This is a genomic window from Streptomyces sp. NPDC052042, from assembly GCF_044548345.1.
GTDB lineage: Bacteria > Actinomycetota > Actinomycetes > Streptomycetales > Streptomycetaceae > Streptomyces.
This window is the reverse complement of record NZ_JBIUBU010000059.1, coordinates 1-11976: the sequence shown is the minus strand read 5'-3', so window position 1 is coordinate 11976 and position 11976 is coordinate 1. Positions and strand designations below refer to the sequence as shown.

Below are 11976 nucleotides of genomic sequence, written 5' to 3'. Positions count from 1 at the left end.
GCTATTCCCGTTATTCAGCACCGGGATGATCCTGATGACTTCGGCGATGAACGTGACGGCGGCCTCGGGAGATCGCGCGGCGCAGCGGCCGGGGCGGAGGTCATGAAGCGGTGCGGCGGTCAAGGGTGCGGGCGACGCTGTCGGTGACGCGGTCGTCGGCGTCTGCCAGGCGGATCAGTGCGCGGAGAATCTCGGACTTGTCGACTGCGCGGCCGGTGTGGCGGCGCAGGGTGAGGGCGAGCTGGTCGAGGGTGAGGGCGTCGTCCTGGTCCAGGAGCAGCGTGTACTTGCTGGGCTTGGCCACGGTCGGCTGCTCGGGTACGGCCGCCGTTCTGCCGTTCTGCCGTTCTGCCGTTGTGCCGTCATCGGGCTGCTGGTCTGCGGTTTCTCCGGTGAATCGGCCGGACAGACCGGTCAGCAGGGCGCTGACGCCACCGGTGTCCACGGTGAAGCCGTCCTTCTTGGTGCTCATGCTGCGGGGGCCTCCGGGAGGTAGCCGGCCTTCACGGCCAGGTCGCGGAACATGCGCGCGACATCGGACTTCGGTTCGTACTGGGCAAGGGTCTGGCCCTTGTTCTTGGCCTCGGCCACGACGGTGCGCAGCGGGATCTCCCCGACCACGGGCAGCGGGAGCTGGTGGAGGGCGTCGTAGACCTTCTGGTGGAAGCCGGAGAAGGGGCGGGCGATGCGGTTGATGACCAGGCCGCGGTAGTGCGGCATCGGCATCCGGGTCTCGGCCACGAGGGTCTGCACCTGCCCGAGCAGTAGTTCCAGGGCCTTGAGGGAGAACTCGTCGACGTCGACCGGGACCAGGACGTGCTCGGCCCAGCGCAGGATGTTGTCCGTGTCGACGTCCAGGGCCGGACGGCAGTCCACCAGGCAGTGGTCGAAGTCGTCCGCCAGGAGCTCCAGCACCCACGCGAGACGGTCCTCCTTGCTGCGCGTGCTGTGGAGCTGCCGCGGCAGGGTGAACAGGTCCAGCGAACTCGGGATCAGCCACAGGTGCTCCGAGTGCCGGCGCACCAGGGACCGGGCCTGGTCCCGGTCGCAGCCGTCCAGCATCGCCCGGGCGAGCGTCAGTTCCCCGCCCGGCTCCAGCCTCGGGACCTTCAGAGCGTCGGTCAGGTTGCCCTGGCCGTCCATGTCCACCAGGAGCGTCTTGCGGCCCGCAGCCGCGAGCGTGCCGCCCAGATGCAGCGTGGTCGTCGTCTTCGCGACCCCGCCCTTCTGGTTCAGCAGCGCGTCTCTTGTCATCGCCATACGGCAGACCGTACCGCCGCAAGAACGGCATACCGTCACTACGGTCCGCCGTCACGACGGTGTGCCGTCACCACCCTTTCGACCAGTGGCAATCCGCCCCGACGCCTCAGCACTGGAGAGACGACCTCTTCCCACGGCTACCGCGTGGAAAGAGGTGTCGTCGCGTGGGCACGGCTTGCCCACGGGGTCTGACTAGGGGAAATACTCAAGATCGCGGAGGAGGGAGTCACACCTCCGGTAGTACCTCCGGTAGTACCTCCGGTAGTACCTCCGGTGCAACCGGAGGTCCCCCGGTCCGGACAACCGTGGGTGCAACCCCGGGTGCAACCCCGCACGGCCCGGCGGGTCCGCGCGGCGCGGTCACCCACGGGCAGTCGTGACGATGACCGCCACGGCCGCGACGTACGCAGCGGCGAACGTGCCGCACACCATGAGCGGCGTGCCCAGGCGCGGGTAGCGGTGGACGAGGTAGGCGATGGCGCCGAGGGCAAGCAGGCCGGTGACGACCAGGAGCAGCGCGACAAGCAGAGCGAGCGTGGACATGGGTTTCCCCCTCGGGTCGGGTGCGCCGGGTGGCGCACGGCTTGGCGGAGCACGGAGGTGCCTCACCCCTTGCGTCTCGGGACGCGCGACGGACAGCGGCGCCGGAGTGCAGTCCGGACTTTCGGCGATGGCGGGGTTAGCCGCGCAAGGCGACGGTAGGGGCGGGTACAGCACGGTTCCGGGCTCCCGGCCCCGCCGGACAGAAGCCGACCGGCCCCGGGCAGACTGGCGCGGTGAGCGCTGTACGTCGCCGGGCGCTCGGACCCGGCACCGACCGGCCCGTGCCCGAGCCGCCTGCCCGCGACCCGCGGACCCTGACCGCCGCCGAACGCGCAGCCGTAGGCGACTGGACCGCTGAAGTCGCCCCCACTCCCCCGCCGCCCGTTTCGGGCGGTAGCGGGCGCCGCCCGCTCGGGACCGGCCCCGCCGACCCCGGCACCGCGCCCGGCCGTACCTGACCGCTCCCGGCGTCTCGCGTGCGGGACAGGCGCGGCGGAACGGACCGCACCCCGCCCCACCCGACCGGTTCGGCCGGCGGACCGGCCGGGCAGCCGCGCGGAAGCTTTCTCTTACATGAAGGCCCGTCGGCAACACCGGGACGCCCGGCGCCAGCATTCCGGCAGGTCACGATCTGTTTCCTGATGCGTCCGTGGCCTGTCGGCCGTGACGGAGCAGACGCATCAGCGGGGCGGTGACCGGCCCCACCCGAAGAACCCGCCGACCCACCCGCCGACCCACCCGCCGGTCACCCGCCGGTCACCCGCCGGAGCGGCAGGCTCCGGCGGGTGACCGGCAGGTCGCTGGCGGGCCGTCGGCGGGTGACTGGCGCTGGTCGGATCGGCGCTGCCGCCTCATCATCACGGCGCGCACGACGGACGCCTGACATCCCAAAACCGCTGTGCGCCCCGCTGCGCGCCGAACGCGGACCGCCCCGGGCCGACGACCCGGGGCGGCTGACAGGCGCTCAGAGAGGCGCACGGGCGGGTTAGAACGCTTCTTCCTGCTCGTGGTCGCCAGCGCGCTGTTCAGGGGTGAGCGCGGCGGCCTGGTCGTCGGTGATCGTGTGCGTGAGCGAGGGGAGCGGCGCGGTGCCCGCGTACTCGATCGCCTGCCACGGCCAGGACACTCCCTGCATGAACTGCTCGGGCCAGGACCGCTCGGAGCGCGGGCCGCGCCACGGCACCCAGTCCATCAGCCGCAGTTGCTTGGCGCCCGGCTCATCGGCCGGGGCCAGGCCGAAGCCGAACTCGGGCCACCGCATCCACAGCGAGCTGCCGATCGGGCGCAGGTCCCGGCGTCCCTGCGAGGCGTGCGGGGCGTGGGCCTCCAGGAGCATGGCCGCGCCGCCGGAGACGGCGCGCATCATCTCCAGCGTCGCCATGATCGGCCGCGCCGCCTCTTCGTCGCTCTTCCCGTTGGTGGTGAGCTTGTACAGGGACCCGATGCTGATCAGGTCCGGCCGGGTCTGCTCCACCATCCGCGCCAGCCACGCCCGGTCGGCGGCCTGCGTCACGTCCAGGCCCTCCGGGATCATCCGCAGCGCGAACCGGCCGCGCTCCACGGGCGCCCCCTCGTCCGCGGCGGCCTGCTGCATGCGGCGCAGCCACGGGCGGGCCTGGCTGTCGGCGTTCTCCGCGTCGATGTGCAGCACGCGCACCGGAGCGATCCGGGCTTTCTTCCACGGATGGAGGCCGGCCGCGGCCCGCATGAGGATCTGCCGGAGCATCAGGCTCTTGCCGCCGCCTTCCCCGGCCGTGATCATCAGCCGGTCCCAGCGGGCCAGCACCCCGGGGATCACCCAGTCCGGCTCGTCGTCGTCCTGGTCGAGGAAATCGATCAGGTCGACCGGGGCGTCGTCCAAGCGCCGGTTCTGCTGGTCGCGGACCGCGCGGGCCGCGTCGACGGCCGCCTCGGCCGCCGCCTCGGCGGTTCCCTCGCGGGCCTGGACGGCCGTCATCGTCCGAGCCGCCGCCACGGCCAGCGCCCGCCACTGGGACTCCTCCCGGACGATCTCGGCGTAGGCCGGGGCGTGCGCCACGGTCGGCACCGCGTCGTAGAGCTGGTGCAGCCACACCACCCCGGCCGGGCCCGCCAGCCGCGTCAGATCGCCCCGCTCCCGCAGCATCGACCCGACCGTGATCGGATCGACCGCACCACCCGCCGCCCACAGCGACGACAGGAAATCCCACAGCTCACCAAGCCGCGGCTGCCCAAAGTCCGACCCGGACAACATGTTGATCAGGTCCGGCGCCAAATCCCGGGCCTCGGGGTGCAGCAGCGTGCCCGCCACCGCCTCCTCGGCCTCCCGCAACGCCTGCACCCGCTCCTCGGTCATGTCGTTCACAGCCCCGACCCCCGTCCCGCCAACCGCGCCCGCAACGCCGCCACCTGCTCCAACGTCGCCTGCTGCTCGACACCAGAAGCACCCGCACCCGCACGCGCCGGACCCGCCTGCCCCGGCAACGGCACCCGCGACCGCTCACAGTGCTTGATCAGGTCCGTCCAGCCATTGGCCGGCATCTCCGCCGCCCGCGCCGCCACCCACTCCACCGGACGGCCAGCCGCCAGCAGCTGAACCGCCTGCGCCCGCAGCCCCGACCGGGTCGAGGTCAGCAGCCGTCGACCCGCCGCCGCCTCGTAAGCGTCTGCGACTTGATCAGCCCCGGAGAGCTCCGGCGCAGCCGCCTCTCTCTCTTCACCCGGCTCCGACCCGTCACCCGAGGGGTCACCGAGGCCGGAGAGAGAAGAGGGAATAGAAGAGGGAAGGAGAAGGGTGCTGGGATTCAGCGCCCCTGCCCCGCTGGGATCCAGCGGGGCCCCCGCTGAATCTGAGCGCCCCCCCCGCTGGGATTCAGCGCCCCCCCCGCTGGATTTCAGCGGGGGGTCTGAGCTGGGGTTTTCCTGCGGAGTAGCGAACGTCAGCTCCTCCACGAGCGTGGGCCCGTAGTCGACGCGCGGGCGCTTCATGCTCGCCAGCAGGTCCAGGTTGACCCGGACCAGATCCGCGAGCTGGGCGTTGTTCTTCGGGCTGTACCGCTCGCCCCGGGCCAGCAGCCCGCGCTTGATCAGCTTGGACTTCTTGGCGCGGGCCGTGCTCAGCGGCAGGTGCGCTTCGTCCGCGAGCTGCTGCATCTTCGCGATGACGTTGCCCCGGTCGTCCGTGTGGTTGCAGCACGCCATCAAGAAGGCGAACTCCCCCACCTCCAGCCCGCCGGCCTGGAACACGAGGTTCATGTGCTGGATCACCGGGCCACCCCCGCCCCGGCCGCCGTGGTGGTCGGGCCGTGGTGTGGCCTGCTGCGCTGGTCTTCTCGTACGCTCAAGGGAGCGCACCTCACTTTCATCAGGTCAGAGAGTGCTTGCTCCGCCCCTGGGTGGCCGCCCGGGAGTGGAGCGTCGGGCCCCGCCATCTTGGCGGGGCCCGTTGCGTGTGTGCTCATGCGGTGTGCCGGAGATTGAGTTCCGAGCGCTCATTCAGTTTCTCGCCCGGGTGGAGGATTACGGTTGCCGGGCGCTGCGCCATCCAGCCTGAAAGCCGGTGTGGCGGCGCTTCTGTGCGCACGTGTTGAAAGCCTTCTTTTACGTAGTACTGCTGAAGTTTCGTGTTGGTTCGCCAGACATCGAGACGGACCCAAGAAACATTTTCCCTTTGGGCAATAGAGCTCACCCAATCGAGAATTCGTCCTCCGACTGATTTTCCTGCGGCGACGCGCGCTGTTATTAGCTTCGCCACGTAAACCGCGTCTTCCGGGGAATCTTCGGCGTGCCAGAAATCCCGATCGGGCTCGGCCAGAGTCACCGTTCCGACGATCCTGTCCGAGCTATTAACGGCGACCCATGTGCGCCCTTCTGCGATGTCTCTCTGCCACTTAGTGAGGGCTCTTGATCGCGTGAGGGGGTTGCGCCACTGGTCGATGCCGGCCGCAGCGAGCCAGGCCTCGGCTTCCGCCCGCAGCTCCATGAGAGCAGGCTCATCGTCGGCGGTCGCTTGACGCATGGTCAGCACTCAGACCTCCATCTCGTATACGAGGGTGTTCAGGTGGCCTGCGGCGACGGTCATCATGACCCGGATCGGCCGGTCGTCCACGCCGTACCCGATGCGCACGTGCCGGATGACCGGCGTTCCGACGCCCTCAGCGAGCTCCAGGCGCTCGGCTTCCTCGGGAGATGTGGGCGGCCAGACCCGGATCTCGTCTCTCAGGAACTTCTGTGGGTGACCGGTGCTCGCCAGGATGCCGCCCGGCATCGTGACGTCTCGCTCCAGCATCAGGGGCGTCTCCAGCGCCACGCTGGTGGGAAACCACGAGTCGGCCAACTGGAACGGCTCCCCGTCGACGCGACGCACGCGGCGACGGGCAACGACGAAGGTTCCCGGCTCCACTTGCAGCCATCCGGCGATATCCGCCGGGGCAGGCTCGACGGTCACGCGCGGGGTGTCCTGCGACGCGACGCGCCCTTGCTCCTCAACGCCAATCTTCCAGTCGTCCCGGCCCGCTGAGGGGTCGTCGCGACGGGGGCCGCGCTCGAAGCGGTGCATGTGCCACTCCAGGGGCTTGATGGAGCGGACGTACACCCCCTTGCCCTGCTTCCCCTCGATTTGCCCGCCTGCCTTGAGCAGGGAGATGGCGCGGTAGACCGTCTTCTCCGCGACGCCGTACTCCGCTGCGAGGGTCCGCGTGCTGGGCAGGGGGTCTCCAGGGAGCAGCTCGCCGGAAGCGATGCGCCGTTGAAGGTCCTCCGCGATCTCCCGCATCGGCGGTGACTTCTTGTTGGTTGGCATGCCGGGCAGCGTAGCGCAACTTCGGGTCCGAAGATGAGGTCAGGGTGTAAAGCATCGGGTCCGAAGTCGTCAACTATGGCATTGACTGGCCATCAACAGTAGGAACTCGCACGCAACTTCGTGTCCGAAGACGTTGACGATGCTCATGGGGTGCCGCTAACGTCTGCGGCGCACCAGCTTCGTGTCCGAAGTTGGTGCGCCCGGCCGGTGTTGGAAGCACCGGCCGGGCGCGTGGCCAGGGGTGTTGGAAGCGCCCCTGGCCTTTCTGGGCGGTGGTCGGGGTGTTGGAAGCACCTCGACCGCTGTCGGACCGGACTGTGTGAGAGGGGACCGACGTGTCGATTGTGGCTGATCAGCGGGTGCGTCCGCCGGGTGTACGGGCGGGGCTGGCCGAGGAGGCCAGGCGCTGGGAGGACGAGGACGACGCTCGCGGCTACGAGCCGGAGGCCCGGATGCGGGCGCTCGCGGTGGTGCTGCGGCTGCGGCGCGGGCGCGCGGTGCGGGAGGACGGCGGGCCGGTCGTGGTGACGCGGACCGTGCTGCCCGGCCGTCGTGTGTGGGAGCTGGAGACGGGTGTTCCCGCGCTCCCGTTCGGCTACGTTGCTGCGCCCGAGCGGTCGGTGCAGGGCAGCGACGAGATTCGCATCAGGCACCTGATGATCGCGGCGATCGCCCGGTTCGGGTGGGCCCGATGAGCGCCGACGTGACTGGTCTCCTCGCGTCGATCGACGACGTCCTGGCGGCCGTCGAGACCGCCCCCTCCCCTCCCCCCTCCCCTCCCCCCGCCCCCTCCCCCACCCCCGTCCCGGCGTCCTTCCGGGGCTCTTCCGACACCGCTGATGCTCCTGCGGAGCCGGTGGTCGTCGCGGCTCAGCCGATCGAGAGGCCGGGCGGTCGGGGGGATTGGTGGGATTCCCTGTACGGCACCCCGGAGGCGGGTGCAGAGGCCCCGGAGCCTCTGGCCCCGGCACCGCACGTCAGCCCGACCCCGCGCGCCGAGGCGACGAAGTCCCCGGCGGCGCGCGTCAGCCGGACCCCGCGCCTGCCGTACTGGTGGGAGCAGAAGAAGCCGGTGCCGGAGCGGCCGGTGCAGCCGGAGCGGCCGGAGTTGGAGAAGGCCGGGACGCCGGACCCGAAGCAGGCTGGCCCCACGGAGGGCACGGGCACGTGCGCGCATGACGCGCTGCTGGCTCTGCGGGCGGAGGGTGATCACGGAGAGGTCGTGGCCCGGCTGTGCCTGGACTGCGACGAGCGGCTCCCGGCGACGGACCCGGAGCCCGAGGCTGAGTGCGAGCACGAGGAGCGCCTGGAGGCCCGGTCCGAGAGCGGGACGCTGATCGGCTACGTGTGCGCGGCCGAGGGCTGCGGCACCCGTCTGTCGGTTGAGGAGGTCCACGGGCGGGTCGGTAAGTGGTTGCGCCCCGCCGCGACGTACTACCCCCGCCCCCGCAACCCCTTCTCCCCCGCCGAGGGTGAGGAGGCCAAGCCCGCGCTGTCGGCGGGGACGCTGCGGCTGCTGGCCAACGCGGGGGCGGCCGGGGTCGGGTACTGGCTGGGCCTGGTCCCGCTGATCGGTTACGCGATCGAGGAGTGCGGGCGCACGACGTCGATCGGCGGGGCACTGACCCTCGGGTTCGGCGTGGTGCTGTTCGTGGCGCACGTCTGGGACCGCAAGACGCGCCACTGGAACCCGCTTCTGGCGTGGGTGGCCCGGATCCCGCTGGCCTCCGCGATCACCGCACTCGCCCTGTACGCACCTGCGTCGCAAATCTGACATCTGTTCAAAAAGGGGACGATTTTTCATGTTTGAGCACATTGAGACGGCGCAGGCGCTCGCGGCGGGTATCGAGGGCGGGAAGATCCTCGGCTCGGTGGGGTCGGGCGGCCTTGCGATCGGCCTCACGGCCGTACTGATCGCGGGGATCCGGGAGCCGAAGAAGGGCGGGAAGGTCCGGCGCAAGCTGACGCCGACGGAGGCGTCGGTGGTGGGCGTCGCGGCGGGCACCTGCTACATGGCGGCGGGCAGCATCTGGACCACCGGCAAGGACTTGAGCCACGCGTTCGCGTCCATCTTCACGGGCGGGGATTTCGGCGTGACCGGGATGGGCGGGGTGTCCCTCTTCCTGGGGGCGCTCTTGTACTTCCGGGAGATGCGTCCCGGCTTCGCCGCCGTCACCGGGATCGTCACGGCGGGCGTCTGGGCGCAGGCCGGGGGGATCTGGGGACTGCCCGAGGCCCTGATCATGACCACCGCCGGTGCGCTGGGGGCCTCCTGATGGGCACCCAGGAAGCGGCGAAGCAGCTCCCGCCGCAGAAGCAGGCGGAGCGCCCCCAGCTCGCCCTCGTCAAGGAGCGGATCGAGGAGGAGGCGGAGCGGGGCAAGGTCGCCGCGATGTGCGCTGACCTGGGCGCCTACCTGCCTACCCCCCGGAATCTGCGGGTGCTGCTGGCCGGGGTAGGGGAAGGGTCTGCCGTCCTGCTGGGCCGCGGCTGGGCCTGGATCCGGGGCGCCGAAGGGTGGGACAGCGACTCGGCCATGAGGGCCGGAGGGGCCGCGTTCGTCGCTTACGCGGTCGGCAAGAGCGCGCTCTCCTCGCTCGGGTCGTACACCGGGTACCTGATCCCTCCCGGAATCGTGACGTGGTGCCTGGTGGCCCGCCAGTACACCGAGCTGGCCGTCGCCGTCCGGGCCGCGACCAAGGAGGCCAAAGAGGCCGAGAGGGAGCGGCTGCTGAAGGAGGCCAGGGAGGAGATCGCGGCGACCGCAAAGAAGGCCGCGGAAGCCAGGACCAAGCGCCGGGCCCAGGAGGACCAGGCCGACGCCGAGGTCGAGGAGAACGCGGCCGAGGGCGCCGCCGACGGCGGCCAGGACGAGGACGCCGGGGAGCTGACCGTCGACGAGATCGCCGCGATCGTCCGCAGGGTCGCCGCGCGACACCCCCGCCACCTCGGGGTCCACCTCTCGGATCTCCTGCCCGAGCCCGAGCTGGCGGGGTGGGAACAGGCGGAGCTCAAGGCCGCGCTCCAGGACGACTGGGGACTGCCCGTCAGCAGCTTCAAGCTGACGTTCCCCGGGGGTCTCGCGAGGGGCAGGGAGGGGGTTCGGTTGGAGCACCTCCCGCCCGTCCCCGCGACCCCTGCCGGAGCGGCCGGGGGGAGGGCCCTCGCGGGGGGCGGGGAGGGGCTCGCTCTGGTGCCCTCTCAGCCCTCCGCCGGGGCCCGCTCCAGCACCCCCGTCAGCACCCCGCCCGGGGCGGCTCCCGGGGTGGCTTCTGAGGCGGCTGTCAGCCCCTCCCCGACCCCGACCCCGACCCCCTCCCAGGGGGCCCGGTAGGCCGGTAGTCGTCGCAGGTCAGCGCGTCGACTACCAGCCGCCTACCGGCTGCCTACCTACCCGACTACCGACCCAATCCCATCCCTTGAAAGGGGGACCGGTGAGCTACGTCTACCGGTGCCGAGCGTGCCGCGCGAGCGCCCCGCCGGCCGCCACCCGGCAGGCCGCCGAGCAGCTGCGCGACGAGCACCGCATCGCCCACCACGGCGGCCTGGTCCCGGAGGGCGACGAGGTGGTCCCCGAGACCGCCTCCGCCGTCCGGTACGTCTCCGGCCGGAAGGTCCTCGTCGGCATCGGCCTGCTGATCGTGGCCGAGACCGTCGCCCGGATCTACAGCCGCCTGCACTGACGTTGCCCGATCCGCCCGGCACGACCGGGCGGTGAGGGGAGCCGTCAGCACGAGGCCCCAGAAACGACGCGGACCGGTCGTCATCCGCCAAGACAGCCGACCGGCCCGCTCCATCTCCGCAGAGACAGGAGCCCATTGTGGCCCTTCGCAAGACCATGCCGTCACGCGACCCCGAGCGAGCCGAGCGCGAGCCCCAGCACGTCCGCGAGTACGCCTCCAGCACCGGCGGCTACACCACCGTCCCCGCCTCCAAGCCGGTCCCCGGCACTCCGAAGGAGCGGGGGGACAAGCGATGAAGGTCCGCCGCCTCCTCGGTCGCCTCACGACTCTGGCGAGCGCCTGGCAGTGCATGTTGTGCGCCCGGTGGTTCGAGAGCGACACCCCGTCCCAGCTCTGTCCGCCCTGCGGCGGCTGACCCCTACCCAGCGTGACCGAGTCCGGGCGGGGTGAGCGCCGTTCGCACGGTGCTCACCCCGCCCGGGTCGGGTTTGCCCCTAAAACGAACACTACGGAGAGTAAGAATTCATGAGCAGGAAGACGTTGGAGAGGGGTCCGGAGCCGCGTCCGGTGTCGGCGCTGGAGCGGCTGCGGTCGGAGATCGGCGCGGCGGACCGGTTCATCACGGTGGTGACGTGGTCGTGCGCCGCCGGGATGGTTCTGTGGTCGATGCTCAACGCGACCCCGTATGTCAGGGCACATGTGGCCGTGGGCTGGGAGAGGACGGCCTTCGTGCTGCCCCTGGTGGTCGACGCGGCGTTCGTCGGGGCGCTGCGGGCGGATGAGATCGCCTCCCGGCACGGCGTACGGGCCGGAGCCTGGCCCGTACTGCTGCGCCTGTTCACCGGGGCGTCGTCGGTGTTCCTGAACATCGGGGGGAGCTGGGAGAAGGACGACTGGACCGGGGTGTTCCAGCACCTGGTGGCGCCGGGCCTGCTGGTGCTGCTCGCGGAGGCCGGCCCCGCGTGGCGGCGGAGTCTGGCGGCCAAGCTCGCCGCGGCCGAGACTGCGGAGGAACAAAACGTGCAGCGGGAAGCCGACCGCAAGCGCCGCCAGGAGCGGGAGGACGCCGACCGGGCGCGGGCTCAGCGCCTGGAGGACGAGCGGCGCGAACGCGCGCAGCGCAAGGAGGACGAGGACCGGGCCCTGGACCTGGAGGAGCGCCGCGAGGCCGCCCGTGTCGCCCGGCAGATCGAAGTCCGGCGCTTGGACCTCGAAGAGAAGCGGATCACCGCGACGATTCCCACACCTCAGAGCCACGTTGACGGCATGACGGCGCAGCGGCATGACGGCACAACGGCGCACCGTACTGACGGCGTGACGGCAGCAGCCGCCCCGGCCCCGGCCTCAGCCCCTTCGTTCCCTGCCGCGCCCGTTCCGGTCCCTGCTCCGGTCCGGGAGTCCGCCACGGCCGCTGTTCGGGCCGCCGCGCCGGTTCCGGCCCGTGAGAGCGTCTCGGGGGCCGTGGCCGCGTCGGCGCCCGCCCGGCCGCAGGTGTCCGCCCGGATCCCCGCCCCTGAGCCGGAGCGCCAGGAGGAGCCCGCCGGGAAGGCCGGGCCGGTGAGGGACTGGGACCTTCCCGGCCTTCCCGACGCCTGCGCGCCCGGCCGGGTGCCCGAGTACCTGACGGATGCCCAGGTGACCGCTCGTATCGACTACGGCCTCACCCAGGGATGGACCCAGCGCCGTATCGGTGAATTCGCCGGACGCAGT

General features: G+C 71.4%; 15 protein-coding genes. 8 read left to right on the top strand and 7 right to left on the bottom strand.

Annotated elements, in window-relative coordinates:
* Nucleotides 1-100: 100 nt before the first annotated feature.
* The 3 genes from ACIHCL_RS36520 to ACIHCL_RS36510 form a co-directional block, all read right to left on the bottom strand.
* Entirely contained in the window at nt 101-472 is a 372-nt protein-coding gene (locus ACIHCL_RS36520) for a hypothetical protein (RefSeq protein ID WP_399868854.1), read from the bottom strand.
* Entirely contained in the window at nt 469-1260 is a 792-nt protein-coding gene (locus ACIHCL_RS36515) for a ParA family protein (RefSeq protein ID WP_399868852.1), read from the bottom strand. The genes ACIHCL_RS36520 and ACIHCL_RS36515 overlap by 4 nt, the downstream gene beginning before the upstream one ends.
* A gap of 360 nt (nt 1261-1620) precedes the next feature.
* Entirely contained in the window at nt 1621-1803 is a 183-nt protein-coding gene (locus ACIHCL_RS36510; protein WP_399868851.1) for a hypothetical protein, read from the bottom strand.
* Nucleotides 1804-2036: 233 nt separating this feature from the next.
* Between ACIHCL_RS36510 and ACIHCL_RS36505 the strand changes: the two genes are divergently transcribed.
* Entirely contained in the window at nt 2037-2261 is a 225-nt protein-coding gene (locus ACIHCL_RS36505; RefSeq protein ID WP_399868850.1) for a hypothetical protein, read from the top strand.
* A gap of 527 nt (nt 2262-2788) precedes the next feature.
* On the opposite strand, the gene ACIHCL_RS36500 is transcribed toward ACIHCL_RS36505, so the two are convergent.
* The 4 genes from ACIHCL_RS36500 to ACIHCL_RS36485 form a co-directional block, all read right to left on the bottom strand.
* Nucleotides 2789-4138: an AAA family ATPase gene (locus tag ACIHCL_RS36500; protein WP_399868856.1), complete on the bottom strand. Its 1350-nt coding sequence runs from the start codon at nt 4136-4138 to the stop codon at nt 2789-2791.
* 5 nt (nt 4139-4143) lie between these two features.
* Nucleotides 4144-5049, bottom strand: coding sequence for a hypothetical protein (locus tag ACIHCL_RS36495; RefSeq protein ID WP_399868849.1), 906 nt, complete (start codon nt 5047-5049; stop codon nt 4144-4146).
* A 190-nt stretch (nt 5050-5239) separates the two neighbouring features.
* Nucleotides 5240-5800 (bottom strand): GNAT family N-acetyltransferase, encoded by a 561-nt coding sequence (locus ACIHCL_RS36490; protein ID WP_399868855.1) that lies wholly within the window; start codon nt 5798-5800, stop codon nt 5240-5242.
* Between the two features lie 9 nt (nt 5801-5809).
* On the bottom strand, nt 5810-6583 hold the full coding sequence (locus tag ACIHCL_RS36485; RefSeq protein ID WP_399868848.1) for a GntR family transcriptional regulator: 774 nt from the start codon (nt 6581-6583) through the stop codon (nt 5810-5812).
* Between the two features lie 335 nt (nt 6584-6918).
* Here ACIHCL_RS36485 and ACIHCL_RS36480 point away from each other — a divergent pair, with 335 nt between their 5' ends.
* From ACIHCL_RS36480 to ACIHCL_RS36450, 7 genes are all read left to right on the top strand, one after another.
* Nucleotides 6919-7278 carry a hypothetical protein gene (locus tag ACIHCL_RS36480; RefSeq protein WP_399868847.1) on the top strand — a complete coding sequence of 120 codons (360 nt, stop codon included), beginning with the start codon at nt 6919-6921 and terminating at the stop codon, nt 7276-7278.
* Nucleotides 7275-8357, top strand: coding sequence for a hypothetical protein (locus ACIHCL_RS36475; protein WP_399868846.1), 1083 nt, complete (start codon nt 7275-7277; stop codon nt 8355-8357). Before ACIHCL_RS36480 ends, ACIHCL_RS36475 begins: the two co-directional genes overlap by 4 nt.
* Before the next feature lie 28 nt (nt 8358-8385).
* Nucleotides 8386-8859 carry a hypothetical protein gene (locus ACIHCL_RS36470; RefSeq protein WP_399868845.1) on the top strand — a complete coding sequence of 158 codons (474 nt, stop codon included), beginning with the start codon at nt 8386-8388 and terminating at the stop codon, nt 8857-8859.
* The gene (locus tag ACIHCL_RS36465; RefSeq protein ID WP_399868844.1) at nt 8859-9917 is read left to right on the top strand and encodes a hypothetical protein; all 1059 of its coding nucleotides are present in this window, start codon (nt 8859-8861) and stop codon (nt 9915-9917) included. Before ACIHCL_RS36470 ends, ACIHCL_RS36465 begins: the two co-directional genes overlap by 1 nt.
* A 100-nt stretch (nt 9918-10017) precedes the next feature.
* The gene (locus ACIHCL_RS36460) at nt 10018-10266 is read left to right on the top strand and encodes a hypothetical protein (RefSeq protein ID WP_399868843.1); all 249 of its coding nucleotides are present in this window, start codon (nt 10018-10020) and stop codon (nt 10264-10266) included.
* Between the two features lie 137 nt (nt 10267-10403).
* Nucleotides 10404-10562, top strand: a complete 159-nt coding sequence (locus ACIHCL_RS36455) for a hypothetical protein (RefSeq protein WP_399868842.1) — start codon at nt 10404-10406, stop codon at nt 10560-10562.
* A gap of 229 nt (nt 10563-10791) precedes the next feature.
* Nucleotides 10792-11976: hypothetical protein (locus ACIHCL_RS36450; protein ID WP_399868841.1), on the top strand; the 1185-nt coding region annotated here is incomplete at its 3' end.